Raw genomic sequence first — 26,070 nt, 5'->3', positions numbered from 1 at the left:
GCGCAAAGAGCGGCGCCGCGCCGGCGACAGGGCCAGCCTGGGCAACCGCTTTATTCAGCAATCAGCCAGTCCATCCGGTAACTGCCGGCCGTCTGCGCCAGCTCTTTGGCTAGCCAGGGCAGCAGCTCCTTGAGTTCTTCTTCCAGCCCCCATGGCGGGTTTGCAATGGCCAGGCCCGAACCATTGAGGCCCTGCGGGCTGTCCTGGTGGTGAACGTACAGCTCGACTCGCAGCAGCTTGGGCGCACCAGTGCTGGTCAGGTCCTGATAGAACCGGGTGAGCGAGCGCTGGTCCTTGATCGGGTACCAGATGGCCGCGACGGTCTGGCGCATCCGGCCGATCGCCTCTTTGAGCGACGTGGTGCAACGCTTGAGCTCATCGGCTTGCTCGAACGGCGGGTCGATCAGCATGATCGCGCGCTTTTCCGGCACCGGCAACAACGCCCGCGGCACGTGCCAACCTTCACCCAGGTGCACCACCACGCGCGGGTCTTTCTTCATGTTCTCTTTGAGCAGCGGCCCGTCTTCGGGGTGCTTCTCGTTGAGCAGGGCGCGGTCCTGCTGGCGCATCAGGCGGCGGGCCAGCTCCGGCGAGCCGGGGTAGTAGCGCAACTCGCCATCGCTGTTCAGGCGCTTGATGATGCGCAGGTAATCGGCGGCCATGGCGGGTAGATCATCGCGATTCCACAGGCGCGCGACCCCTTCCAGGTACTCACCGGTACGGGTGGCCTGGTCGCCCTGCAGGTCATACAGACCCAGGCCGGCGTGGGTATCGATATAGGCGAACGGCTGTTCTTTGCGCGACATCAGGGCGATGAGGCGGGTCAGCACGATGTGCTTGAGGACGTCGGCATGGTTGCCGGCGTGGAAGGCGTGACGATAGTTCATGGCAACTCCTGCGCGGGCGGCAAGTTTACCTTGCCTTGCCGGCGGAGTCAGGCCTGGCTGCCGATCGACAACGCCCCGACCGCCGGTTTACCGGCGATCGGGGCACCTCGACCCGACAGGTGTCAGGTATTACTTTTCAGCGTGATACGCGGCATCAGCGGTTTCAAAGCGCGAAACCATGCTGTTCGACGGGCTGCCGAGCTTGCTCACCACGACGATGGCGATGCTGGCGAACAGGAAGCCCGGGATGATTTCGTACAACCCGATGGTGTCGAACTGTTTCCAAAGGATCACGGTCAGTGCACCGACCACGATACCGGCCAGCGCGCCGTTACGGGTCATGCCTTTCCACAGCACCGAGATCAACACGACCGGACCGAAGGCGGCACCAAAGCCGGCCCAGGCGTAGGCCACCAGGCCCAGCACGCGGTTTTCCGGATTGGCAGCCATGGCGATGGCGATCAGGGCCACGGCCAGCACCATCAGGCGACCGACCCAGACCAATTCACGCTGCGAGGCATTCTTGCGCAGGAAGGCCTTGTAGAAGTCTTCGGTCAGCGCACTGGAGCACACCAGCAACTGGCAGCTCAAGGTACTCATCACCGCGGCCAGAATGGCCGACAGCAGCACACCGGCTACCCAAGGGTTGAACAGGATCTTCGCCAGCTCGATGAACACACGCTCGTGGTTCTCGGTGACCGGGCCGGCCAGCTCAGGGTGAGCGGAGAAATAAGCGATACCGAAGAAGCCCACGGCGCAGGTACCGACCAGGCACAGGATCATCCAGGTCATGGAGATGCGGCGGGCGTTGGCGATCGATTTGACCGAATCAGCGGCCATGAAGCGCGCCAGGATGTGCGGCTGACCGAAGTAGCCAAGGCCCCAGCCCATCAGCGAAATGATGCCGATGAAGGTCGCGCCCTTGAGCATGTCGAAGTTCGCCGGGTTCTGCGCTTCGATGGCCAGGAAAGTCGTGTCGAAGCCGCCCGTGGAGATCAGCACGATGATCGGAGTCAGGATCAGCGCGAAGATCATCAGCGAAGCCTGCACGGTGTCTGTCCAGCTCACCGCCAGGAAGCCACCGATGAAGGTGTAAGCGATGGTTGCCGCAGCACCGGCCCACAGCGCAGTCTCGTACGACATGCCGAAGGTACTTTCGAACAGTCGGGCGCCAGCGACGATACCGGAGGCACAATAGATGGTGAAGAACACCAGGATGACGATGGCCGAAATGATCCGCAGCAGGCCGCTGCTGTCTTCGAAGCGGCTGGAGAAGTAGTCCGGCAGGGTCAGCGCATCGCCGTTGTGCTCGGTCTGCACGCGCAGACGGCCAGCGACGAACAACCAGTTGAGGTAGGCACCGACGGTCAGGCCGATGGCGATCCAGGCCTCGGACAGGCCTGAAAAGTAGATGGCGCCCGGCAGGCCCATCAGCAGCCAGCCGCTCATGTCGGAAGCACCAGCGGAAAGCGCGGTGACAACGCTACCCAGGCTGCGGCCGCCCAGAATGTAGTCGGAAAGGTTCTTGGTGGAGCGATAGGCGGCGAAGCCGATCAGTACCATTACCGCGATATAGATCACGAAAGTGATCGTTAGTGGATTGCCCATGCTTGTGCCCTGGCGTTTGTTTTTATTTCATGCACAACCGAATCGGGACGGTTGCACCCAGGCGGCGAATCCTATGCAACAACGTTAATAGGGTGCAACCACTTTTCGTCCGCCAGTTGCACCTTCTCGTGCATTTTCAGGTAATGCCGCTTTTTTGCTCCTTTCTGGAGCAAAACCCGCATTTTTCAGAACAAAACGCATCAGAAAAAAGCGTCTTTGAAGCGTAGGATCATTCATCAGACGAGTTGCACCTTTTCCGTCAAAAAATCGGGTTGCACCTGGTTGCACCCGAAATGTCCTACGGCTACTCTTGGCGTTAGCTTAGGCCACAACCGTGGCAATAACGAGGATAAGAAATGGCGACGACCACCCTTGGGGTCAAACTCGATGACCCTACCCGTGAGCGACTCAAGGCAGCTGCGCAGTCCATCGACCGCACGCCGCACTGGTTAATCAAGCAAGCAATCTTCAATTACCTGGAGAAGCTCGAGGGTGGCGCCACCCTGACCGAACTCAACGGTCAGGCCAACAGCCCGGCCGATGATGCCGGTGAAGTACAGCCCGACCATGCGCACCAGTGCTTCCTGGAGTTCGCTGAGAGCATCCTGCCCCAGTCGGTGCTGCGCTCGGCCATTACAGCCGCCTATCGCCGCCCCGAGCAGGAAGTGGTGCCGATGCTGCTGGAACAGGCGCGCCTGAGCGCACCTCTGGCCGAGGCGACCAACAAGATGGCCGCCGGCATCGCCGAGAAGCTGCGCAACCAGAAGAGCGCCGGTGGCCGCGCCGGCATCGTCCAGGGCCTGCTGCAGGAGTTCTCGCTGTCGTCCCAAGAAGGCGTGGCGCTGATGTGCCTGGCCGAAGCCCTGCTGCGTATTCCCGACAAAGGCACCCGTGACGCGCTGATCCGCGACAAGATCAGCAGCGGCAACTGGCACCCGCACCTGGGCAACAGCCCGTCGCTGTTCGTCAACGCGGCCACCTGGGGCCTGTTGCTGACCGGTAAGCTGGTCTCCACCCACAACGAAGCCGGCCTCACCACCTCGCTCACCCGCATCATCGGCAAGAGTGGCGAACCGATGATCCGCAAGGGCGTCGACATGGCCATGCGCCTGATGGGCGAACAGTTTGTCACCGGCGAGACCATCGCCGAAGCACTGGCCAACGCCAGCCGCTTCGAGTCCAAGGGCTTCCGCTACTCCTACGACATGCTCGGCGAAGCCGCGCTGACCGAGCACGATGCGCAGAAATACCTGGCGTCCTATGAGCAGGCGATCCACTCGATCGGCAAGGCCTCCCACGGCCGCGGCATCTATGAAGGCCCGGGCATCTCGATCAAGCTCTCGGCACTGCACCCACGCTACAGCCGCGCTCAATACGAGCGAGTGATGGAAGAGTTGTACCCGCGCCTGCTGTCGCTGACCCTGCTGGCCAAGCAGTATGACATCGGCCTGAACATCGACGCTGAAGAAGCCGACCGCCTGGAGCTGTCGCTCGACCTACTCGAGCGCCTGTGCTTCGAGCCATCACTGGCCGGCTGGAACGGCATCGGCTTCGTCATCCAGGCCTACCAGAAGCGCTGCCCGTATGTGATCGACTACGTCATCGACCTGGCCAAACGCAGCCGTCACCGCCTGATGATCCGCTTGGTGAAAGGCGCCTACTGGGACAGCGAAATCAAGCGCGCCCAGGTGGAGGGCCTGGAAGGCTACCCAGTCTATACCCGCAAGGTGTACACCGACGTTTCCTACGTCGCTTGCGCCCGCAAGCTGCTGGCGGTACCGGAAGCCATCTACCCGCAGTTCGCCACCCACAATGCCCACACCCTGTCGGCCATCTACCACATCGCCGGTCAGAATTATTACCCGGGGCAGTACGAGTTCCAGTGCCTGCACGGCATGGGCGAACCGCTGTACGAGCAGGTTGTAGGCAAGGTCTCGGAAGGCAAGCTTAACCGCCCGTGCCGCGTCTACGCGCCGGTCGGCACCCACGAAACCCTGCTGGCCTACCTGGTGCGCCGCCTGCTGGAAAACGGCGCGAATACCTCGTTCGTCAACCGTATCGCCGACCACTCGATCTCCATCCAGGAACTGGTCGCCGACCCGGTCGCCAGTATCGAGCGTATGGCCACCCAGGAAGGCAGCATCGGCTTGCCGCACCCGCGCATCCCGTTGCCACGTGACCTGTATGGCAGTGAGCGGGCCAACTCGGCCGGTATCGACATGGCCAACGAACACCGCCTGGCGTCGTTGTCCTGCGCCATGCTGGCCACAGCCCACAATGACTGGAAAGCCACCCCATTGCTGGCCTGCGCCGCCAGCGAAAGCGCTGCCACAGCGGTACTGAACCCGGCAGATCATCGCGACGTGGTCGGCCACGTGCAGGAAGCCACCGTTGCCGACGTCGACAACGCCATCCAGTGCGCGCTCAATGCCGCACCGATCTGGCAGGCCACTCCACCCGCTGAGCGCGCAGCGATCCTGGAGCGCACCGCTGACCTGATGGAAGCCGAGATCCAGCCGCTGATGGGCCTGCTCATCCGCGAGGCCGGCAAAACCTTCGCCAACGCCATCGCCGAAGTGCGCGAGGCCGTTGACTTCCTGCGCTACTACGCCGTGCAGGCACGCAACGATTTCAGCAATGACGCCCACCGCCCACTGGGGCCGGTGGTGTGCATCAGCCCGTGGAACTTCCCGCTGGCCATCTTCACCGGCCAGGTGGCCGCAGCCTTGGCTGCCGGTAACCCGGTGCTGGCCAAACCCGCCGAACAGACCCCGCTGATCGCAGCCCAGGCTGTGCGCCTGCTGCTCGAAGCCGGTATTCCGGAAGGCGTGCTGCAACTGCTGCCAGGGCGCGGCGAAACCGTTGGTGCCGGCCTGGTCGGCGACGAACGCGTCAAGGGCGTGATGTTCACCGGTTCCACCGAAGTGGCGCGCCTGCTGCAACGCAACGTCGCCGGGCGCCTGGACAACCAGGGCCGTCCGATCCCGCTGATCGCCGAAACCGGTGGCCAGAACGCGATGATCGTCGATTCCTCGGCGCTGACCGAGCAGGTGGTGATCGACGTGGTGTCCTCGGCCTTCGACAGTGCTGGCCAGCGCTGCTCGGCCCTGCGCGTGCTGTGCCTGCAGGAAGACTCGGCTGACCGCGTGATCGAGATGCTCAAAGGTGCCATGGCCGAAAGTCGCCTGGGCAACCCTGACCGCCTGGCCGTGGACATTGGCCCGGTAATCGATGCCGAAGCCAAGGCCGGTATCGAGAAGCACATCCAGGGCATGCGCGAAAAAGGCCGCCCTGTTTATCAGGTCGCCATCGCCGATGCTGCTGAAACCAAGCGTGGCACCTTCGTGATGCCGACCCTGATCGAGCTGGAGAGCTTCGATGAGCTCAAGCGCGAGATCTTCGGCCCGGTACTGCACGTGGTGCGTTACAACCGCCGCAACCTCGACCAGTTGATCGAGCAGATCAACAACTCCGGCTACGGCCTGACCCTCGGCGTGCATACCCGCATCGACGAGACCATCGCCAAGGTGGTGGAGAACGCCAACGCCGGCAACATGTACGTCAACCGCAACATCGTTGGTGCGGTGGTGGGCGTGCAGCCGTTCGGTGGTGAAGGCCTGTCCGGTACCGGCCCGAAAGCGGGTGGCCCGCTGTACCTGTACCGCCTGCTGTCGACCCGCCCGGCAGACGCCATTGGCCGTCACTTCCAGCAGCAGGATGGCGAAGGCAAACCGGACCGCACCCTGCACGATCAGCTGATCAAGCCGCTGCACGGCCTGAAGGCCTGGGCCCAGAGCAACCAGCTGGCCGACTTGGCTGCGCTGTGCGACCAGTTCGCCAGCCAGTCGCAGAGCGGCATCGCCCGCCTGCTGCCAGGCCCGACCGGCGAGCGCAACAGCTACACCATCCTGCCACGCGAGCACGTGCTGTGCCTGGCCGACAACGAGGCTGACCTGCTGGCGCAGTTGGCCGCAGTACTGGCCGTCGGCAGCTCGGCGGTGTGGGCAGACAGCGAGCCTGGCAAAGCCCTGCGTGCCCGCCTGCCGCGTGAGCTGCAGGCCAAGGTCAAGCTGGTGGCGGACTGGAACAAGGATGAAGTGGCGTTCGACGCCGTGATTCACCATGGCGATTCGGACCAGCTGCGCAGCGTGTGCCAGCAGGTGGCCAAGCGTGCTGGTGCGATCGTCGGTGTGCACGGGCTGTCCAGCGGGGATCACCAGATTGCGCTGGAGCGGCTGGTGATTGAGCGGGCGGTGAGTGTGAACACCGCGGCGGCGGGGGGGAATGCCAGCTTGATGACCATTGGCTGATTGCTGTTGATAAAAAAGGGGAGCTTCGGCTCTCCTTTTTTATGGGCGCATATCTTGAGATGTTTGGCGCCTGTGAGATCGAGCGCCGCCCGCGCGGCGCTCGATCTCACAGGCGCTGAAACTGCTGCGGCGAATACATTGGGGCCTTCATGCAGCCTGAAGCCAGGCCCTCACTGCTTCATCCCCAACTCAGCATCATCCATCAGTGCCTTGGCCATCGCACTCAAATAATGCGCAGCCCAGAGCATCATCGGTTTCTCATCCATCAACCCGGTAATGGTCAGTTCGCGCACATAGCCCATCAACTCCGAAGACTGCTCTCGGGCATCCCGGCACGGGATACCCGGCTCGATGCGAAACAGTGGATGTGTGCCATTCTCGCCCTGGTAGAAGGTGGTCTTGCCGACGGTGAACTGGGTGTCTTCTGTTGTCATTGTTCAATCCCCTGATAATTCTCGACTGCCTGGCCTGGCCCTTTCGCGGGTGAACCCGCTCCCACAGGTTCATCACAAGCCCCAAGGCTTGCACAGTACCTGTGGGAGCGGGTTTACCCGCGAAGAGGCCAGCCCAGGCAACACATTACGCAGCCTCAATGCACAGGTCTGGCCTCAGCGGGCATCTGCACCTGAACCAATGCAGACTCAAGCAAAGCCCGCAGCGCCTCCAGTTCATGCATCGTGGTCATCATCAGGATCGAAGCCGGCGACCTGGGCTGCAGCTGCATGGCGTGGTGCACCACGGTTGCGGCACACAGCGCGTGATCCGTGGCCTGGATCAGGGTGTCTTCAAGGGAATGGGCGTTAGGGTGGATCGGGGACTATCTTCAGCATCATGGTTCACCTAGTGATAAAGGCCACTACACACCTGCTGTCAAACAAGAGGGTGGCAGCTGTACATGGGTTGACAGACCGGTAGGCAAACCAAAACCCGGCGCACACGAAGTGCCCCATGCACAGCTGCCATAAAGGCAAAGCGATTCGGTTTGACCTAAGCGGCCTGTCAAAGCCGGTCACTGATTCGGCAGCGACCACCCGAGACTAGGGCCCTACCCAGAGCACCGCAATGGCTTGGAGGGGGTTGGGAGTATGTTTGGGAAATGGACTACATGGAATAGGTGAAAACCTAAAATGATCTGCCGAAACTGGCCGGAATGCGGTGAGACTGGCAGGTGTTCGCGCCTCACCCTTTTCAGCGCCTGTGAGGCCGAGCGCCGCCCGCGCGGCGCTGCGCAGCACAAGGCTGCTCACATTTGTTGCAACGTGGCCATGCCTGTGAGGCCATGGTTGTCAGCCTTGTCGCATGAGCGAAGGAATGCGGGGCGGCAGCCGCGCCAACAGGGAAATACCGTCAAACCACAAAGCGGGCAACCATGGCCGAGCAGTTGCCACGCTATCTTTCCACCATGCGCGCCCCAGAGTTACGCCAAAGCCACCAGATACTCCACCCCTTAAACGCTTCTGAAGCAAGCAACAACCCAACCCATATCCAGTTATTGATGCCAGCAACGACCATAGGCAAGAGCAAAACCACCGAAACTGACGGAACGATGAAAAAAAATCTGAATGGCATCTGCACCAGCGCCAAAAACACCACGATTTTTTTACACCTGAAAAAACCCACGCATGTAACAATAACTGAAAACTGTAAAAACAGCCCGGCCCAGATCACAATGCCTGAACCACCCCAACTCCGCACTACGTCAAGACCACTATTCAAATCCGACAAAAAAGGTATTGCGCCTCGGGCGATATTACGCAAGATGTACAAAATAATATAAAACGCATCCATACTTGCCCAAAGCAAATATAGAGCTCGCTGCTTATTGGTAGTTGACACCATCAATAGGCCCCTATTCTATATTCATACTCCTCGTCAGGTACCACAGGACGCCAGTGCCAGGACTCCCCCGTGATCGCCCAGGCATCATCTGCCTGTACATAGTTTTGCGTTATCCGTCGTACATCCCCATATCGATGTGTAGCCGATAGTCTGGCGAAGCTCCGCTCCTTTTCGCCTAATGGCACCCACCTCTGACTTACCAATCTACGGGTATTAGCATAGTCTTTCCCCTCGCTCGAAAAAAGACGTCCCTCGTCACCTCGGGATGTTAAAAAGTTTGCGGCCAACGCCACCCCAGACCACAATAAATCTGTATCAATACTAAATGTTTTCCACTTGCCAGGGCCATCAGCTTCTGGGTATTTACTCTCAGACAGCAGTAAATCCAGCTTTGATTCCGCCCATCTCAAACGAGGGTAACGCGACACATCAATTGGAGAAATTGGCTGCTCCCGAATAAGGAACCACCTGCCGTCTTCCACCAGCTTCAAAGCTCGCCAGATATCATCCTGCAGCAAAGGACGCCCCAGAGGCAAATCACATGCTTTCTGGAAGTCACACAATCCACGCAGGGTCGTATTTTCCAGCAAAGCCCTCTGAACTACCGAACAAGCAAAAAAAGGGTCTTCAACCCTCTCTAAATCTTCTTTCCAAACGTCGCGCCACTCACAAATCCTGTCCATAGAATTCCTCCACAGTGAAGAATCAATATCTACCTCATTTTCCATCACTGCGGTCGTAGGAGATTTCGGCGCAGCGCGTAGGAATATTCCTGTCGCCTTCTACAAGCACGCCTCTGACGCCTCAAATTTTTCATGCAGTCAGTGGAATAGCAGAGCTTAAAAGGTGCCAAGGCTGACAGATGAATGCCTTTTGATCTCACACGTGCTTCAAGATTTGCTGCGAACGGGTGGCCTTGACGCTCACTCAACCCAGCCCCTTCCCCCGTCAACCAACATCAGAGGCTCCAAATGCGAGGATTTTTGACTGAACATCATCTCAATCAATCATGGTAGCCAGTCTTATTCGGCCAATCCTAGACTCGCCTCAAGCCCGCTCAAGGACCGCCCCCATGCCCGAGACCCTGCTCAGCCCCCGCAACCTGGCCTTCGAACTCTACGAAGTGCTCGACGCCCAAGCCCTCACCCAGCGCCCGCGCTTTGCCGAGCACAGCCGCGAAACCTTCGACGCGGCGCTGACCACCGCGCGCACCATCGCCGAAAAGTACTTCGCCCCGCACAACCGCAAGGCCGACGAAAACGAGCCGCGCTACGTGGACGGCCGCGCTGAACTGATCCCCGAGGTCAAGCCTGCCGTCGATGCCTTCCTCAAGGCCGGCTTCCTCAACGCCAATCGCGACTTCGAGGTCGGCGGCATGCAGCTACCCAGCCTGGTCTCGCAGGCCTGCTTCGCCCACTTCCAGGCCGCCAACGCTGGTACCACGGCCTACCCCTTCCTGACCATGGGCGCGGCCAACCTGATCGAAAGCTTCGGCAGCGACGAGCAAAAACACCTGTTCCTGCAGCCAATGATCGAAGGCCGGTTCTTCGGCACCATGGCGCTGACAGAGCCGCATGCAGGTTCGTCCCTGGCCGACATCCGCACACGTGCCGAACCCGCCGGGGATGGCAGCTATCGGATCAAGGGCAACAAGATCTTCATCTCCGGTGGTGACCACGAACTGTCGGAAAACATCGTGCACATGGTCCTGGCCAAGCTGCCGGACGCGCCACCCGGTGTGAAAGGCATCTCGCTGTTCATCGTGCCCAAGTATCTGGTCAATCAGGATGGCAGCTGTGGCGGGCGCAACGACGTACTGCTGGCCGGGCTGTTCCACAAGATGGGTTGGCGCGGCACCACCTCCACGGCACTGAACTTCGGCGACAACGGTCAGTGCGTCGGCTACCTCGTCGGCCAGCCACACCAGGGCCTTGCCTGCATGTTCCAGATGATGAACGAGGCACGCATCGGTGTTGGCATGGGCGCAGTGATGCTCGGCTACGCCGGCTACCTGTATTCGCTGGAGTATGCCCGCCAGCGGCCTCAAGGCCGGCTGCCGGACAGCAAGGACCCTCTCAGCCCGGCGGTGCCGATCATCGAGCACACCGATGTGAAACGCATGCTGCTGGCACAGAAGGCGTACGTGGAAGGCGCCTTCGACCTGGGCCTGTACGCAGCGCGCCTGTTCGACGACACCCAGACGGCTGATGGCGAAAGCGCACGCCAGCAGGCACAAGCTTTGCTCGATCTGCTGACGCCAATTGTCAAATCCTGGCCTTCGACCTTCTGTCTGAAGGCCAACGAATTGGCGATCCAGATCCTGGGCGGCCACGGTTACACCCGCGAATACCCGGTAGAACAATACTACCGCGACAACCGTCTGAACCCGATCCACGAGGGCACCGAAGGCATCCAGTCACTCGACCTGCTGGGCCGTAAGCTGGCACAGAACAACGGAGCCGGCCTCAAACAACTGATTCGCCTGATCGCAAGCACCGGTGAGCGCGCCAGCCACCACCCGAACCTTGATGCCTTGCGCCAACCGCTTGAACAACTGGTCACTCGCCTGCAAGCCGTGACCCTCGGCCTGCTGGGTGATCTGGCCCATGGCCAGACTGCCGGAGCCCTTGCCAACTCTGCCCTGTACCTCAAGGCCTTTGGCCATTGCGTGATCGGCTGGCGCTGGCTGGAACAAGCGATATATGCCGAGCTTGGCCTGTGCAAGGGCAATGCCGCAGACCGCGACTTCTACCTGGGCAAACTGCAGGCAGCCCGTTATTTCCTGACCTGGGAAGTACCAGGCTGCCATAATGAGCTGGCATTGCTCGAGGCACGCGACGATACCTGCCTGGCCATGCAAGACGGGTGGTTCTAGGGGGAGCCACCGTGCACACGGAGGTTTTCCATGTTCGATTCCAGCGCCCTGCTGCGCCAGCGTTTTGCCACGCTGCGCAGCACGGCCGAGTTGTTTTCGCTGCGCCATGTGAAACAGTCCCACCAGGCGCTCTCGGTACGCCGTAACGTGGCCGAGCCGCCATTCTTCAGCCAGGACGAGGGCGCCATGCTTACGGTGCGGGTCAATGGCGTAGAGGCCTACGCGGCCACCGCCGACCTGTCCCAGCAAGGGCTGCAACGGGCATTGGAGCATGCCGAAGCCATGGCCCGGCAGATCGCCAGGCACAGCCTGCTTGACCTGCGCGACCAGCCGGTGCCCAGCTCGCGCCACGACCATATTTCGCCAAATTTCGACCGCCCATTGCCCACCCTCGCCGACTGCCTGGGCCTGCTTGCCGCCGAATCGGCCAGCGTACCCAAGGACAGCCGCCTGGTGGACTGGCAGGCCAGCCTGAGCCAAAGCCTGGTCGAGCAGACCTACCTGAACTCCGCCGGTGCCGAACTGCGCCATGCTCAGCGGTTCCTGTTCCCGGGGCTGAGCGTCACCGCCAGCGACGGCCAGGACAGCCAGAGCCGTAGCCTGGGCCGGGACAACTTCGGCCAGCAGGGTGGCTTCGAAATCATCGAACGCTGCGGCCTGGTCGGTGCTACTCAGCGTGTGGCCGACGAGGCGCTGCAGCTGCTGCTGGCGGCCAACACACCCAGCGGCCAGCGTGACCTGCTGCTGATGCCAGACCAGATGATGCTGCAGATCCATGAGTCCATCGGCCACCCACTGGAAATGGACCGCATCCTCGGCGACGAGCGCAACTACGCTGGCACCAGCTTCGTCAAAGCCAGTGATTTCGGTCACCTGCAATACGGCTCGCCACTGCTCAACGTGACCTTCGACCCGACCATTGGGGAGGAACTCGCCAGCTACAGCCATGACGACGACGGCAGCCAGGCCAGCAAGCAGTTCCTGATCCGTGAAGGTCTGTTGCTGCGCCCGCTGGGCGGCGCGCTGTCGCAGTTCCGTTCCGGGCTCGATGGCGTGGCCAACAGCCGCGCCTGCGGCTGGAACCGCGCACCGATCGACCGTATGGCCAACCTCAATGTCGAGCCGGGTGATCAAACCCTTGAACAACTGATTCAAGGAATCGAGCACGGCATCCTGATGCGCACCAACCGCTCGTGGTCCATCGACGATGCGCGCAACAAATTCCAGTTCGGTTGCGAGTGGGGCCAGCTGATCGAGGGTGGCGAGCTGAAAGGCATCGTCAAAAACCCCAACTACCGCGGCATCTCCGCGCAGTTCTGGCGCAACCTCGCGGCGGTTGGTGACCGCAGCACCTTCCAGGTACTGGGCACGCCCAACTGCGGCAAGGGTGAACCCAACCAGGTGGTGCGGGTAGGCCATGCCGCGCCGGCCTGCGTGTTCCGCCAGATCGACGTATTCGGAGGGGACGCCTGATGAGCGCAACACCACAACATGCTTTCGAACAACTGGTCAGTGCCCTGCATGAAGTGAAACATGCAGAAGAACAGTTCACCCTTGGCTACAGCGCTGAACAATCGCAATTCGTGCGTTTCAACCATGCCAAGGTGCGCCAGGCCGGCGAGGTCAGCCAGGCCAGTGCGCACCTGCGGCTGATCCGCGACGGGCGCCAGGCTGAACGGCAAGTGACCCTGAGCGGCGATGGGCAAGTGGACCGTCAGCGCCTGGGCGAAGCCCTTGAACAGCTGCGCCAGACGCTGCCCCTTCTGCCTGCGGACCCCTACCTGCGCCTGGACCAGAGCGCTTGGCACAGCAACAGCCTGCAGGATCAGGCGCTGCCTGAGTTGAGCGAAGTACTGGCGTTGCTCGAGGGCGAAGCAGGCGACCTGGACCTGGTTGGGATCTATGCCGCCGGCCCGATCTGCAGGGGGTTTGCCAGCTCTTACGGGGCCTTCGGCTGGCACCAGGCAAACAGTTTCAACTTTGACTGGAGCCTGTTCCACAGTAATGGCCAGGCCGTGAAGGCGAACTATGCCGGCCAGGCGTGGAATGCCGACGAATTCACCGCCCGCCTGCGCCAGGCCCGCGAACAGCTGGGCTTCCTCGGCCGCCCGGCAATTACCCTGAAACCTGGAAGCTACCGCGCCTATCTGGCGCCTGCCGCGATGGACGAAATCGCCGGCATGCTGTGCTGGGGCGGCTTCTCTGCGCAGGCTCTGGCCACTGGCAACAGTGCGTTGCAGCGCCTGTACAGCGGCGATGCCCGGCTGAGCCCGCTGGTGTGTTTCCACGAGCAGGTCAGCGGGTCGTTGAGCCCGGCGTTTTCCGATGAAGGCTCGCCGCGTCAGGATGTGCCGCTGATAAGGGAGGGGCAAGCGCTGGACAGGCTGGTCAGTGCCCGCAGCGCCGCCGAGTTCGAGTTGCTTGCCAATGGCGCGGACAGCTACGAATCGCCCTGCGCACTCAGCCTGGCAGCGGGAAATCTTGCCAACGCAGATATCCTTGCGCGGTTGGGTACTGGCCTGTACATCAGCAACCTGTGGTACCTGAATTACTCGGACCTGCCGGCTGCGCGCATGACCGGGCTCACCCGCTTCGCCACCTTCTGGGTGGAGAACGGCCGGATCCAGGGGCCGGTAAGCACCATGCGTTTCGATGACAGCCTGTACAGTTTGCTGGGCAGCCAGCTGGAAGACCTGACCTGTGAGCGGGAAATGATCTTGTCGACCAGCACCTATGGACAACGCAGTACCGGTTCGAGTCATTTGCCGGGGGCGCTGGTCAAAGGGCTGACCCTGACATTGTGATCGGCTATCCCGGCCTCCTCGCCGACAAGCCGGCGATGAGGCCAGGACAGGCAACACTGAACATTGAGGTTCATATGCCCGAACGCACTCCGCTGGACCCTGTCACCGCCCGCTGGCTCCCCTGGGTTGTGGCGATCGCTTTCTTCATGCAGTCCCTGGACGGCACCATCCTCAACACCGCACTGCCGGCCATGGCCCGCTCGCTCGAAGAAAACCCGCTGCGCATGCAGGGTGTGATCATCGCCTACATGCTCACCGTGGCCCTGCTGATTCCTGCTTCGGGTTGGATCGCTGACCGCTTTGGCACTAAGCGCATCTTTTTCAGCGCCATCTTGCTGTTCAGCTTCGGCTCGCTGCTATGTGCCATGGCCAACAGCCTGGGCTTTCTGATTTTCGCCCGCGTGGTGCAGGGCCTGGGCGGCGCACTGATGCTGCCGGTCGGGCGGCTGGTGGTACTGCGTGCCTATCCACGCAGCGAACTGGTGCGGATCATGAGCTTCATCACCATCCCCGGCCTGCTGGGCCCGCTGCTAGGCCCGACGTTGGGCGGCTGGTTGGTCGAGATCCTCACCTGGCACTGGATATTCCTGCTCAACCTGCCCGTGGGCGCGCTGGGCTGTTACGCCGTGTGGAAGTTCATCCCCGACCTGCGCGGTGCCGAACGCACCACCTTCGATGGCCCCGGCTTCATCCTGTTCGGCGCGGCGATGGTGCTGATCACCATCGCCATGGAAGGCCTGGGCGAATTGCACCTGCCGCACCTGCGGGTGATGCTCCTGTTGTTCGCCGGCATGGCCTGCCTTGCGGCTTACTGGCTACGCGCCGGGCGCGATCCCGAACCACTGTTCTCGCCCAGCCTGTTCCGCGTGCGCACCTTCGCCATCGGTATTCTGGGCAACCTGTTCGCACGCCTGGGCAGCGGCGCCCTGCCCTTCCTGGTGCCGTTGCTGCTGCAGGTGGCGCTGGGCTATTCGCCGGCACAGGCCGGCATGAGCATGATCCCGCTGGCGGCGGCGGCAATGGTCGCCAAGTCCGTAGCCCGGCCGCTGATCGAACGCCTCGGTTACCGCATCGTCCTCACCGGCAACACCGTGCTGCTCGGCCTGCTGCTGGCCAGCCTGGGGCTGGTCGACGGGCAGACCCCGTATGCCGTACTGCTGGTGCAACTGGCCCTGCTGGGCGCCGTGAACTCCATGCAGTTCACCGCCATGAACACGGTAACCCTGATCGACCTCGACGATGCCAGCGCCAGCAGCGGCAACAGCCTGCTGTCGGTGGTCGCGCAGCTGTCACTGAGCCTGGGCGTGGCCTGCGCAGGCGCACTGCTGGGCGGTTTCACTGCAGCCGGCAATGCCGATGGTGTAGAAACCACCTTGGGCGCCTTCCAGCTGACCTTCGTGACCATCGGTATCATGGCCATGCTGGCGGCAGCGATATTCCTGCAGCTGTCGCCGACAGACGGAAGGCGTGCCCGTCGTCCGGAACAGCACATGGAGTCTTAGGGCGAATGGCCACGAGGCTGGTAGACTATGCGGCATTTTTCGCTTCGCAACGCAGGCCCGCCTCGTGACCACCGAAACCACCGCTTTTGCCACCTTGCCGCTGTCCGCCGCCATGCTGGCCAACCTGGACGCCCTCGGCTATGCCTCGATGACGCCGATCCAGGCCCAGAGCCTGCCCGTCATCCTCAGGGGCCAGGACCTGATTGCCCAGGCCAAGACCGGCAGCGGCAAGACCGCCGCCTTCGGCATCGGCCTGCTCAACCCGATCAACCCGCGCTACTTCGGTTGCCAGGCACTGGTACTGTGCCCCACCCGCGAGCTTGCCGACCAGGTTGCCAAAGAACTGCGCCGCCTGGCCCGCGCCGAAGACAACATCAAGATCCTCACCCTGTGCGGTGGCGTCTCGCTTGGCCCGCAGATCGCTTCGCTGGAGCATGGCGCGCACATCATCGTCGGCACCCCAGGGCGCATCCAGCAACACCTGGACAAAGGCACCCTGGTGCTCGACGGGCTCAATACCCTGGTGCTGGACGAAGCCGACCGTATGCTCGACATGGGCTTTTTCGACGCTATCGCCAGCATCATCGGCAAGACCCCGTCGCGCCGCCAGACCCTGCTGTTCTCGGCCACTTACCCCGCCGGTATCGAGCAATTGGCCGCCGACTTCATGCGCAAGCCGCAGCAGGTCAAGGTCGAGAGCCTGCACACCGACAACCAGATCGAACAGCGCTTCATCGAGATCGACCCGCAACAGCGCCTGGAGGCCGTCACCCGCGTGCTCGGCCACTACCGCCCGCAGTCCTGCGTGGCGTTCTGCTTCACCAAGCAGCAGTGCGAGGACGTGGTTGCCCACCTCACCGCCAAGGGCATCGTGGCCCAGGCCCTGCACGGCGACCTCGAGCAGCGCGACCGCGACCAGGTGCTGACCATGTTCGCCAACCGCAGCAGTTCGGTGCTGGTGGCCACTGATGTGGCCGCACGCGGTCTGGATATCGATGGCCTGGACATGGTCATCAACGTGGAGCTGGCGCGCGATGCCGAGATCCACGTGCACCGCGTCGGCCGTACCGGTCGCGCGGGCGAGAAAGGCATTGCCGTGAGCCTGGTCGCCCCGGCCGAAGGCCATCGCGCCCAGGCCATCGAGGCGCTGCAGAAGAGTCCGCTGCGCTGGGACCAGCTGGACAGCCTGAAGAACAAAGGTGGCGAACCGCTGCTGCCGGTCATGACCACGCTATGCATCGCCGCTGGTCGCAAGGACAAGCTGCGCCCGGGAGACATCCTGGGTGCGCTGACCGGTGATGCCGGCATCCCGGGCAAGCAAGTGGGCAAGATCGCCATCTTCGACTTCCAGGCCTTCGTGGCGGTGGAGCGGGCCCTGGCCAAGCAGGCGATGCAGCGCCTGAACAGCGGCAAGATCAAGGGCCGCGCCCTGAAAGTTCGCATTCTCTGAAATCTTTTGGGGCCGCTTTGCGGCCCTTCGCGACACAAGGCCGCTCCTACAATGGATTGCGTATGCCTGTAGGAGCGGCCTTGTGTCGCGAAAGGGCCGCGCAGCAGCCCCAGCACTCTTAATGAGGTACCCCGTGCACACCACCGACGTGATCATCCTCGGCGCCGGCGCCGCCGGCCTGATGTGCGCGCAGCTCAGCGCCCGCCGTGGCCGCCGGGTGCTGCTGCTCGACCACGCCAACAAGCCAGGCAAAAAGATCCTCATGTCTGGTGGCGGGCGCTGCAACTTCACCAACATGTACACCGAGCCGGCCAACTTCCTCTCGCAGAACGCACACTTCTGCAAGTCGGCCCTTGCCCGCTACACACAGTGGGACTTCATCGAGCTGGTGGCCAAGCATGGCGTGCCCTACCACGAAAAGAAGCTCGGCCAGCTGTTCTGTGACAACAAGGCCAGCGACATCCTCGACATGCTTTTGGCCGAATGCGACGAAGCCGGTGCCGAACTGCGCATGCAAACCAGTATCGAGCATATCGAGAAGACCGAAAGCGGCTATATCCTGCAAACCAGCGCCGGCCAGTTCGCCTGTCAATCACTGGTGATCGCCACCGGAGGCCTGTCGATTCCAACGCTGGGCGCGACCGGCTTCGGCTATCAGGTAGCGCGCCAGTTCGGCCATACCTTGCTGCCGACCCGCGCAGGTCTGGTGCCGTTCACCATTACCGAGCCCCAGCTCAAGGCCCTGTGCACCGAGCTATCAGGCACCTCGCTCGATTGCACAGCCAGCTGCAACGGCACCAGCTTCCGCGAAAACCTGCTGTTCACCCACCGCGGCCTCAGCGGCCCGGCGATCCTGCAGATTTCGTCGTTCTGGGAGGCCGGCGATACAGTCGAAATCAACCTGCTACCCGACCGTGATGCCCTGACCTGGCTGCAACAGCAGCAGGCCGAGCGCGCCAACGCGGAACTCAAGACCGTATTGGGCGAGGTGTTCACCCGCAAGCTGGCCAACCTGCTGGCCGAGCAGTGGTTCGAATCAAAACCGATGAAGCAGTACACCCCGGCGGAGCTGGCGCAGATCGCCGACAAACTGGCTGCCTGGCAGCTGGTACCGGCAGGTACCGAAGGCTACCGCACCGCCGAAGTCACCTTGGGTGGCGTCGATACCCGCGAGGTGTCGTCGAAAACCATGGAATCGCTGAAGAGCCCCAACCTCTATTTCATCGGTGAAGTGCTGGATGTCACCGGCCACCTGGGCGGTTTCAATTTTCAATGGGCCTGGGCATCGGCAAACGCTGCAGCACAGTTCGTGTAGAGTAGAATCCATTCAGCAGCACGGAACGCTTCTTGCTGGTCCGTGCCGCAATGCATTCATTCGATCACTGCCAGCAGGCCATCATGTCATCGAGTTCGTTCCGTCAGTCATTGCGTCGCCTGTGGGGTCAAGACAAGTTCAGCTACGCCATCCGCGTGACCATTGCGCTCACCGGCAGCATGGCCTGGTGCTGGTACCAGAACGAGATGAGCCTGCTCATCCCGCTGTTCCTCGGCATCATCGCCAGCGCCCTGGCCGAGACCGACGATAGCTGGCAAGGCCGCCTCAGCGCGTTGTTGGTCACCCTGCTGTGTTTCGCCATTGCCGCGCTTTCGGTGGAACTGCTGTTCCCCTACCCCTGGATCTTCGCCATTTCCATGGCCTTGGCCGCCTTCTCCCTGACCATGCTTGGTGCATTGGGTGAACGCTACGGAGCGATCGCGTCGGCAACGCTGATTCTCTCGGTGTACACCATGATCGGCGTGGACCAGCGCGGCGGCGAAGTCAGCGACTTCTGGCATGAACCGTTGCTGCTGGTGGCCGGTGCCGCCTGGTATGGCATGCTCTCGGTGCTGTGGCAGGCGCTGTTCTCCAACCAACCGGTACAGCAGAGCCTGGCCAAACTGTTCTTCGAACTGGGCACCTACCTCAAGCTCAAGGCCAGCCTGTTCGAGCCGATTCGCACACTCGACGTCGAAGCCCAACGCCTGGCGTTAGCCCAGCAAAACGGCAAAGTGGTGGGCGCGCTGAATGCCGCCAAGGAAATCATTCTGCACCGGGTTGGCAACAGCCAGCCCAACTCCAAGGTCAGCCGTTACCTGAAGCTGTACTTCCTGGCCCAGGACATCCACGAAAGGGTGAGCGCCTCACACTACCCTTACAACGCCCTGACCGAGGCGTTCTTCCACAGCGACGTGATGTTCCGCTGCCAGCGCCTACTGCGCAAACAAGGGGCATCCTGCCAGGAACTGGCACGCTCGATCCGGCTGCGCCAGCCGTTCGTTCTGGCCACCGGCTTCGCCGAGGCCCTTGAGGACCTCAACGCCTCGCTGGAACACCTGCGCAACCAGAACAACCCGGCCTGGCGTGGCCTGTTGCGCTCACTACGCGCCCTGGCTGCAAACCTGGCCACGCTGGACCGCCTGCTTGGCGCCGCCAGCAACCCGGACAGCCTGGCCGACGCCAGCGACAGCAGCCTGCTCGACCGTTCGCCACGCAACCTCAAGGATGTGTGGAAGCGATTGCGCACCCAGCTCACACCTACCTCGCTGCTGTTCCGCCATGCCCTGCGCCTGTCGCTGGCGCTGTCGGTGGGCTACGGCATGGTGCACTTGATCCACCCGACCCAAGGCTACTGGATCATCCTCACCACCCTGTTCGTCTGCCAGCCCAACTATGGCGCGACGCGGCGCAAGCTTGTGCAGCGGATCTTCGGCACGGCCATCGGTCTGACCGTTGGCTGGGCCCTGTTCGACCTGTTCCCGAATCCGCTCATCCAGTCGGCGTTCGCAGTGGTAGCCGGGGTGGTTTTCTTCGTCAACCGGACCACCCGCTACACCTTGGCCACGGCGGCGATCACGCTGATGATCCTGTTCTGCTTCAACCAGATCGGCGATGGCTACGGCCTGTTCCTGCCACGGCTGTTCGATACATTGGTCGGTAGCCTGATCGCCATTCTCGCAGTGTTCCTGTTCCTCCCCGACTGGCAGGGCCGACGCCTGAACAAGGCACTGGCCAACACCCTGGCCTGCGCCAGTGTGTACCTGCGTCAGATCATGCAGCAGTATGCCCACGGCAAGCGTGATGACCTGGCCTACCGCCTGGCCCGGCGCAACGCACACAACGCTGACGCTGCGCTGTCCACTACGCTGGCCAACATGCTCATGGAGCCGGGGCACTTCCGTAAGGAGGCCGATGTGGGCTTCCGCTTCCTGGTGCTGTCGCATACCTTGCTCAGCTACCTCTCTGGGCTGGGGGCACACCGTGATACGGCGCTGCCGGCAGAGGTCCATGAACAGTTGATCGAGGGGGCGGGGCAGGCATTGGCCGCCAGCCTCGACGAAATCGCCAACGGCCTGGCGGCGCGGTTACCCGTGGCGATTCACAGCGATGCCGAGGAAGCCTTGGCCAATACGCTGGAACAGATGCCTGAGGAACTGGACGAACATCAACGGTTGGTGCAGACCCAATTGGCGCTGATCTGCCGGCAGTTGGGGCCGTTGCGGACCTTGGCAGCGCACTTGATCAAACAGGGCTCACCGGCCTGATTGTTCATTGCCTGCGCTGCAGATCAAAAGCCATGCTGGCGCAGAAGCCGTGCATAGCTGCCGTCTGCCTTCATCGCTGCAATGCTGCGCTCGAACCGCTCGACGATCTGCCGATGCTCAGGATGCTTGAGGCTCACCAGGATATGCAGGGTGTTCTCGCCCAGCGGGGGCTCGACCATCACCACCCCATCGCGCACCGCTTCGGGTTCGCGCTGCAGGTTGTAGCGCGCCACGAATTCATCTTCCACCGCCAGGTTGACCCGCCCTGCCGCCAGCATGCGCACGGCGGAGGAAAAGTTGCCTACCGGCACCTTGTGCAAGCGGGTGTCGCTATCGAATTCGGGTGAGTAGGCATAATCACGCACCACGGCAATGCTGTAGGGATAAAGATCAGCCTGGCGCCTGTAACGGAAGCTGTCGCCCTTGCGCTTTAGCAAACGGATGCGGTTGGTCAGGTAGGCCTTGGAAAACTGGCCGATGCGGGTGCGCGAATCGTTGTACCAGGCATTGATCAATACGTCGTAGCGGCCTTCGCTAACCCCGAGCAGCGCCCGTGCCCACGGTACCTCCTCGTACTCGCTGGGGTAACCTGCACGCGCCAGCGCCGTGGTGACGATGCTGGTGGCAAGGCCAGCTCCGGGCATACCGGCATCGGTGAACGGCGGCCAGGTATCGGCCACCAGCCGCAGTTTGCCCTGGCCCAAGGCTGGCGCCGCCAGCATCACGGCCAACACTCCCAGAACGCAAAACAGTGGCCGCATGCTCAAGTCCTTTTGCAGGTGGGGGGCACAGGCTGTTGATGGCGGTCTTCGATAACGCTGGTAAAGAGACTACACAAAGCCGCCGCAGAGGGCAGCGGCCAATAGTGTCATTTAGCCTCTATTTTGGCCGAAGCAGGCAGGGTACCTGGCTTACGGGTAGCCGAGCACTTCCCTGATCTGGCGTAGATGGCGAATGATCCACTGCTTGTCGATCGCACCCCAGTCATGGATACGATAATGCCCGGCGTGGTTGCGCGCCCCTTCCTGCTGCTCGAACTCGCAGACAATGTCCAGGTCGGCCAACGCAGCGATGGTGTCCTGCGCGGTGCGGCGTGGCATGCCGGTGGCTTCCATCAAGGCTGGCACGCTGGTAGCGGTCTGGCTGTCGATCAGCCAGGCCACGTACAGGCGGCGATAAAAGCTGCTCTTGGTCTTGCTCACATCCATGCTGCGTGATCCTTACAGGTTACCCGGCAGCTCCCGATAGGTCAGGTAGACGCGCAGGTCGAATTCCAGTTGGTGGTAGTCCGGCTCCATGTGCTGACAAAGCTGATAGAAGGCTTTGCTGTGGTCACGCTCGCGCAGGTGCGCCAGTTCATGTACCACGATCATGCGCAGGAACTGCGGCGCCGCCTCCTTGAACAGCGAGGCGATGCGGATTTCCTTCTTCGCCTTGAGCTTGCCACCCTGTACCCGCGATACCGCAGTATTGAGCCCCAGCGCCCGGTGGGTGAGGTCCAGGCGGTTGTCGAACAATACCTTGTCCAGGCTTGGTGCACTGCGCAGGTATTGCTGACGCAGCTCCTGGGCGTAGCCGTACAGTGCCTTGTCGCTCTGCACATCATGGCGACCGGAATAGCGGCGCTGCAGGTATTCACCCAGGCGGTCGCTGTCGATCATCTGCTGCACCTGCTCCTGCAGGTGCGGCGGGTAAGCTTGCAAATAGCGTAATACGGTCATGGCATGACATTCGGCGTAACGAATGCCGATTCTAGCCAATCAGGACTGCGGCCAGGGAAAAAATGCCGGAAAGCCGCTGGCATCGGCGGCAGTCATCGGGCGGGCGACAAGGAAGCCCTGCACGTAGGCGCAACCGTTTGCCTTGAGCCAAGCAGCCTGGGCCTCAGTTTCTACGCCCTCGGCGATGACCGTGACGTTGTAATCGGCGCACAGGCCAATGACGCTACGCACCAAAGCGGCGTCCGGCGCCGAATCGGGCAGGCGCGCCACCAGATGGCGGTCCAGCTTCAAGGTGTCGACAGGCAGGTCGCGCAGCATGCGCAGCGAGCAGTCGCCAGCACCAAAGTCGTCCAGCGCCACGCGCACTCCCAGCTCGCGCAGGCGGTGGATCTGCTTGATCGCCGCGTCGATGTTGTACATCAGTGAGGTCTCGGCAACTTCCACTTCCAGTTGCGCCGGGTTGAGCCGGTAATCCTGTATCACCCGCTGCAACTCATCGACAAGCCCAGGCATGGCGAACTGAGCGCGGCTCAGGCTGATACCCAGCACCAGATCCGGAGCAAAACGCTCACACCAGGCCTGACGCTGCGCCGCGCCCTGGCGGTAGATCCAGCTGGCCAGGCGCGTTATCAGTCGCGCCTCCTCAAGCAAGGGGATGAACAGCCCCGGCGGTACATCGCCGACGCTGGGGTGCTGCCAGCGCAGCAGGGCTTCGAAACCGCGCAGATGACCATCGGCGAAAGCGACCTGGGGCTGATACACCATGTTGAAGCCTTGCGACTCGACTGCGTCACGTACGCTGTCCTCAAGCATCAGCCGTGAACGCGCCCGGCCATTGAGCTCCTGGTCATAGAAGCGATACTGCCCGCGCCCAGCCTGCTTGGCCGCATACATAGCAGCATCGGCGGCACGCAACAGGCCTTCGACAGTGGCACCGCAGTCCGGGAAGGTGGCAATACCAATGCTGACACCCAGGCAGACATCCAGGCCGGCCACCTGCCGCTGGACGGACATACGCTCGAGCAGTTGCTCGGCAAAGCGGCCGGCTTGTTCCGGATACGGCAGGCTATCGAAGAGCGCAGTGAACTCGTCTCCTCCCATGCGCGCCAGCAGCGCCTCACTGCCCAGGCAGTCCTTGAGCTGCTCGGCAACCCAACCCAGTACCCGGTCCCCGGCCTCGTGGCCAAGCGAGTCATTGATCCGCTTGAAACCATCCAAATCCATGTACATCAAGGCCTGGGCCTTGTCCGAACGTTCGTTGCGCAGCAGCACGCTTTCAGCTGCCTGATAGAACCCACGGCGGTTGAGCAGGCCGGTGAGCGGGTCGGTGACAGCCTGGTATTCGAGCTGCTGGTGCAAATTGCGCACTACCGACATGTCGAGCACCGTCACCACCATAGCCTGCTGATCGGCCGGCAACGGCGCGCAGGACAATGCCACCGGGACCAGGTGACCGCCTGCGGTGCGCAGGTGGGCGTCGTGTACTCGGAAGATCTGCCGTGACTGGTACGCCTGATGGAAATCCGACTCGCTCCATAAGGTGGCATGGGGCAGTTGCAGCAATTCAAGCAGCTGCGCGCCCTGCAATTGCTCAACCGGGGCATCGAGCAAGCGCGAGATCGCCGGATTGGCAAAGCTGATGTTGCCGTGGGCGTCGACCACCAGAATACCTTCGGCGGCATTCTCCAGGATGGACGCATTGAACGCCCTGGCCGCCTCCAGTTCGCGCGTCAGCCGTTGCTGCATACGCCGGTTACGCTGCTGGTCCAGTTGCGCCTGCACCTTGGGCTTGAGGATCTGCGGGTCGAACGGCTTGAACAGGTAGTCCACCGCACCACTGGCATAGCCCTTGAGCACAGCGGCATCGGACTGCTCGTTGGCGGTAAGGAAGATGATCGGGGTCAGCCGGGTACGGTGGCTACCACGCATCAGCCGCGCAACCTCGAAACCGTCCATTTCCGGCATCTGCACGTCGAGCAACACAAGGTCGACTTCGTGCTCCAGCAAGGCGCTCAAGGCTTCCGTCCCTGAACCTGCGGTCAGCACCTGCCAATCTGTGCGGGCCAGTAAGGCTCGCATGCTTATGAGGTTCTCAGGGTAATCGTCCACCACCAGGAGAACCGACTTGCCATCCGGTGGTTGAGGGTAAGCGCCATCCATGCTGCTTTCTCTTGTATGACCGACTTCGACTTGCAATTGGATCCGGTTTAACACTCTAGACTCGAGTGTGTAACACGCAATGGAATCAGAACGCTATCAGTGACTAAAGGTAAGGGTAGTCGACTAACGGTCGTTTGCCGGCCGTTGAACCATAAAAAAACCCGCATTTCTGCGGGTTTTTCATGGCGGCCTGTGATCAGTTGACCTTGGCGGCCAGTTCACCTTTCAGGTAACGCTGGAACATGCCTTCCAGTGAGATCGGCTTGATCTTCGAGGCATTACCGGCGGTGCCGAAGGCTTCGTAACGAGCGATGCACACATCGCGCATGGCTTTCACGGTTTCACCGAAGAACTTGCGCGGGTCGAACTCGCTTGGGTTCTGCGCCATCAGGCGGCGCATGGCACCGGTGGAGGCCAGACGCAGGTCGGTATCGATGTTGACCTTGCGCACGCCGTGCTTGATGCCTTCAACGATTTCTTCGACCGGTACGCCGTAGGTCTCTTTGATGTCGCCGCCGTACTGGTTGATGATCGCCAACCACTCCTGCGGTACCGAGGAAGAACCGTGCATCACCAGGTGAGTGTTGGGGATGCGCTTATGGATTTCCTTGATGCGGTCGATCGCCAGCACGTCACCGGTTGGCGGCTTGGTGAACTTGTAGGCACCGTGGCTGGTGCCGATGGCGATGGCCAGGGCATCCACCTGGGTCTTCTTGACGAAGTCGGCGGCTTCTTCCGGGTCGGTGAGCATCTGGCTGTGGTCCAGCACGCCTTCGGCGCCGATGCCATCTTCTTCACCGGCCATGCCGGTTTCCAGCGAACCCAGGCAGCCCAGCTCGCCTTCGACCGAAACACCACAGGCGTGCGCCATGGCGACAGTCTGCTGAGTGACGCGGACGTTGTACTCGTAGTCGGTCGGGGTTTTGCCGTCTTCGCCCAGCGAGCCGTCCATCATCACCGAGCTGAAGCCCAGCTGGATCGAGCGCTGGCACACGTCAGGGCTGGTGCCGTGGTCCTGGTGCATGCACACCGGGATGTGCGGAAACTCTTCGATGGCGGCCAGGATCAGGTGACGCAGGAACGGCGCGCCAGCGTATTTGCGGGCACCGGCCGAAGCCTGGACGATCACTGGGGAGTCGGTCTTGTCGGCCGCTTCCATGATGGCGCGCATCTGCTCGAGGTTGTTGACGTTGAAAGCTGGAACGCCGTAACCGAACTCGGCGGCGTGGTCCAGCATCTGGCGCATGCTAATGAGTGCCATTGTGTATCTCTCTCCCGACAAGCGTCGTTTTGTTTCGTGCAAGCCTGCCGCTGGGGCGGTTGCTGTTCAAG

19 protein-coding genes are annotated in these 26,070 nt (G+C 61.9%); 9 read left to right on the top strand and 10 right to left on the bottom strand.

All coding sequences use genetic code 11. From position 1 onward, the window contains the following. Positions 1-50: 50 nt before the first annotated feature. The 3 genes from ACW4TB_RS01535 to ACW4TB_RS01525 form a co-directional block, all read right to left on the bottom strand. Positions 51-887 carry a 23S rRNA (adenine(2030)-N(6))-methyltransferase RlmJ gene (locus tag ACW4TB_RS01535; RefSeq protein ID WP_012312464.1) on the bottom strand — a complete coding sequence of 279 codons (837 nt, stop codon included), beginning with the start codon at positions 885-887 and terminating at the stop codon, positions 51-53. A gap of 129 nt (positions 888-1,016) precedes the next feature. Next, entirely contained in the window at positions 1,017-2,495 is a 1,479-nt protein-coding gene (putP, locus tag ACW4TB_RS01530; RefSeq protein ID WP_254467066.1) for a sodium/proline symporter PutP, read from the bottom strand. 84 nt (positions 2,496-2,579) lie between these two features. After that, positions 2,580-2,732 (bottom strand): hypothetical protein, encoded by a 153-nt coding sequence (locus ACW4TB_RS01525; RefSeq protein WP_279933772.1) that lies wholly within the window; start codon positions 2,730-2,732, stop codon positions 2,580-2,582. A 119-nt stretch (positions 2,733-2,851) separates the two neighbouring features. Here ACW4TB_RS01525 and putA point away from each other — a divergent pair, with 119 nt between their 5' ends. After that, a complete protein-coding gene (gene putA, locus ACW4TB_RS01520) occupies positions 2,852-6,805 on the top strand; it encodes a trifunctional transcriptional regulator/proline dehydrogenase/L-glutamate gamma-semialdehyde dehydrogenase (RefSeq protein ID WP_279933771.1) in 3,954 nt (1,317 codons plus the stop codon). A gap of 170 nt (positions 6,806-6,975) precedes the next feature. Here the strand turns inward: putA and ACW4TB_RS01515 are convergent, their stop codons facing one another. Further along, positions 6,976-7,239 (bottom strand): DUF3077 domain-containing protein, encoded by a 264-nt coding sequence (locus ACW4TB_RS01515; RefSeq protein WP_012312461.1) that lies wholly within the window; start codon positions 7,237-7,239, stop codon positions 6,976-6,978. A gap of 935 nt (positions 7,240-8,174) precedes the next feature. Here ACW4TB_RS01515 and ACW4TB_RS01510 point away from each other — a divergent pair. After that, positions 8,175-8,582: a hypothetical protein gene (locus ACW4TB_RS01510; RefSeq protein ID WP_158621129.1), complete on the top strand. Its 408-nt coding sequence runs from the start codon at positions 8,175-8,177 to the stop codon at positions 8,580-8,582. Between the two features lie 61 nt (positions 8,583-8,643). Here ACW4TB_RS01510 and ACW4TB_RS01505 read toward each other — a convergent pair whose 3' ends face one another. Next, positions 8,644-9,372 carry a hypothetical protein gene (locus ACW4TB_RS01505; protein ID WP_144415439.1) on the bottom strand — a complete coding sequence of 243 codons (729 nt, stop codon included), beginning with the start codon at positions 9,370-9,372 and terminating at the stop codon, positions 8,644-8,646. A gap of 344 nt (positions 9,373-9,716) precedes the next feature. Here ACW4TB_RS01505 and ACW4TB_RS01500 point away from each other — a divergent pair, with 344 nt between their 5' ends. The 7 genes from ACW4TB_RS01500 to yccS all read left to right on the top strand — a co-directional run bounded on the left by ACW4TB_RS01500 (position 9,717) and on the right by yccS (position 20,857). Next, positions 9,717-11,519 (top strand): acyl-CoA dehydrogenase, encoded by a 1,803-nt coding sequence (locus ACW4TB_RS01500; RefSeq protein ID WP_254467062.1) that lies wholly within the window; start codon positions 9,717-9,719, stop codon positions 11,517-11,519. Between the two features lie 30 nt (positions 11,520-11,549). Next, positions 11,550-12,992, top strand: coding sequence for a TldD/PmbA family protein (locus tag ACW4TB_RS01495; RefSeq protein WP_279929095.1), 1,443 nt, complete (start codon positions 11,550-11,552; stop codon positions 12,990-12,992). Continuing rightward, positions 12,992-14,323, top strand: a complete 1,332-nt coding sequence (locus tag ACW4TB_RS01490; RefSeq protein ID WP_279929097.1) for a TldD/PmbA family protein — start codon at positions 12,992-12,994, stop codon at positions 14,321-14,323. Before ACW4TB_RS01495 ends, ACW4TB_RS01490 begins: the two co-directional genes overlap by 1 nt. A 74-nt stretch (positions 14,324-14,397) precedes the next feature. Beyond that, on the top strand, positions 14,398-15,825 hold the full coding sequence (mdtD, locus tag ACW4TB_RS01485) for a multidrug transporter subunit MdtD (protein ID WP_012312455.1): 1,428 nt from the start codon (positions 14,398-14,400) through the stop codon (positions 15,823-15,825). 64 nt (positions 15,826-15,889) lie between these two features. Further along, positions 15,890-17,275 carry an ATP-dependent RNA helicase DbpA gene (dbpA, locus tag ACW4TB_RS01480; RefSeq protein ID WP_455842873.1) on the top strand — a complete coding sequence of 462 codons (1,386 nt, stop codon included), beginning with the start codon at positions 15,890-15,892 and terminating at the stop codon, positions 17,273-17,275. 133 nt (positions 17,276-17,408) lie between these two features. Next, entirely contained in the window at positions 17,409-18,590 is a 1,182-nt protein-coding gene (locus tag ACW4TB_RS01475; RefSeq protein ID WP_042111100.1) for a BaiN/RdsA family NAD(P)/FAD-dependent oxidoreductase, read from the top strand. A gap of 83 nt (positions 18,591-18,673) precedes the next feature. After that, the gene (gene yccS / locus ACW4TB_RS01470; protein ID WP_012312452.1) at positions 18,674-20,857 is read left to right on the top strand and encodes a YccS family putative transporter; all 2,184 of its coding nucleotides are present in this window, start codon (positions 18,674-18,676) and stop codon (positions 20,855-20,857) included. 23 nt (positions 20,858-20,880) lie between these two features. Here yccS and ACW4TB_RS01465 read toward each other — a convergent pair whose 3' ends face one another. From ACW4TB_RS01465 to fba, 5 genes are all read right to left on the bottom strand, one after another. Further along, on the bottom strand, positions 20,881-21,618 hold the full coding sequence (locus tag ACW4TB_RS01465; protein WP_254467058.1) for a substrate-binding periplasmic protein: 738 nt from the start codon (positions 21,616-21,618) through the stop codon (positions 20,881-20,883). A 150-nt stretch (positions 21,619-21,768) separates the two neighbouring features. After that, positions 21,769-22,065 carry a winged helix-turn-helix domain-containing protein gene (locus ACW4TB_RS01460; protein ID WP_012312450.1) on the bottom strand — a complete coding sequence of 99 codons (297 nt, stop codon included), beginning with the start codon at positions 22,063-22,065 and terminating at the stop codon, positions 21,769-21,771. A gap of 12 nt (positions 22,066-22,077) precedes the next feature. Continuing rightward, complete coding sequence (locus ACW4TB_RS01455; RefSeq protein ID WP_279929105.1) at positions 22,078-22,578, bottom strand: M48 metallopeptidase family protein; 501 nt, start codon at positions 22,576-22,578, stop codon at positions 22,078-22,080. A gap of 39 nt (positions 22,579-22,617) precedes the next feature. After that, complete coding sequence (locus ACW4TB_RS01450; protein WP_012312448.1) at positions 22,618-24,738, bottom strand: putative bifunctional diguanylate cyclase/phosphodiesterase; 2,121 nt, start codon at positions 24,736-24,738, stop codon at positions 22,618-22,620. Between the two features lie 196 nt (positions 24,739-24,934). Then, on the bottom strand, positions 24,935-25,999 hold the full coding sequence (gene fba / locus ACW4TB_RS01445) for a class II fructose-bisphosphate aldolase (protein ID WP_008093958.1): 1,065 nt from the start codon (positions 25,997-25,999) through the stop codon (positions 24,935-24,937). Positions 26,000-26,070 lie beyond the last annotated feature (71 nt).

This window comes from Lelliottia jeotgali (assembly GCF_977070485.1).
This window is presented reverse-complemented; position numbering and strand designations above follow the sequence as displayed.

Excerpts from the sequence above, each read along its gene's own strand:
- ACW4TB_RS01515 (WP_012312461.1), bottom strand. The coding sequence starts at position 7,239 with ATGACAACAGAAGACACCCAGTTCACCGTCGGCAAGACCACCTTCTAC.
- ACW4TB_RS01495 (WP_279929095.1), top strand. The coding sequence starts at position 11,550 with ATGTTCGATTCCAGCGCCCTGCTGCGCCAGCGTTTTGCCACGCTGCGC.
- ACW4TB_RS01500 (WP_254467062.1), top strand. The coding sequence starts at position 9,717 with ATGCCCGAGACCCTGCTCAGCCCCCGCAACCTGGCCTTCGAACTCTAC.
- ACW4TB_RS01465 (WP_254467058.1), bottom strand. The coding sequence starts at position 21,618 with ATGCGGCCACTGTTTTGCGTTCTGGGAGTGTTGGCCGTGATGCTGGCG.
- putA (WP_279933771.1), top strand. The coding sequence starts at position 2,852 with ATGGCGACGACCACCCTTGGGGTCAAACTCGATGACCCTACCCGTGAG.
- mdtD (WP_012312455.1), top strand. The coding sequence starts at position 14,398 with ATGCCCGAACGCACTCCGCTGGACCCTGTCACCGCCCGCTGGCTCCCC.
- ACW4TB_RS01510 (WP_158621129.1), top strand. The coding sequence starts at position 8,175 with ATGGCCGAGCAGTTGCCACGCTATCTTTCCACCATGCGCGCCCCAGAG.
- ACW4TB_RS01490 (WP_279929097.1), top strand. The coding sequence starts at position 12,992 with ATGAGCGCAACACCACAACATGCTTTCGAACAACTGGTCAGTGCCCTG.
- ACW4TB_RS01460 (WP_012312450.1), bottom strand. The coding sequence starts at position 22,065 with ATGGATGTGAGCAAGACCAAGAGCAGCTTTTATCGCCGCCTGTACGTG.
- putP (WP_254467066.1), bottom strand. The coding sequence starts at position 2,495 with ATGGGCAATCCACTAACGATCACTTTCGTGATCTATATCGCGGTAATG.
- fba (WP_008093958.1), bottom strand. The coding sequence starts at position 25,999 with ATGGCACTCATTAGCATGCGCCAGATGCTGGACCACGCCGCCGAGTTC.
- yccS (WP_012312452.1), top strand. The coding sequence starts at position 18,674 with ATGTCATCGAGTTCGTTCCGTCAGTCATTGCGTCGCCTGTGGGGTCAA.
- ACW4TB_RS01505 (WP_144415439.1), bottom strand. The coding sequence starts at position 9,372 with ATGGAAAATGAGGTAGATATTGATTCTTCACTGTGGAGGAATTCTATG.
- ACW4TB_RS01535 (WP_012312464.1), bottom strand. The coding sequence starts at position 887 with ATGAACTATCGTCACGCCTTCCACGCCGGCAACCATGCCGACGTCCTC.
- ACW4TB_RS01525 (WP_279933772.1), bottom strand. The coding sequence starts at position 2,732 with ATGAATGATCCTACGCTTCAAAGACGCTTTTTTCTGATGCGTTTTGTT.
- ACW4TB_RS01450 (WP_012312448.1), bottom strand. The coding sequence starts at position 24,738 with ATGGATGGCGCTTACCCTCAACCACCGGATGGCAAGTCGGTTCTCCTG.
- ACW4TB_RS01455 (WP_279929105.1), bottom strand. The coding sequence starts at position 22,578 with ATGACCGTATTACGCTATTTGCAAGCTTACCCGCCGCACCTGCAGGAG.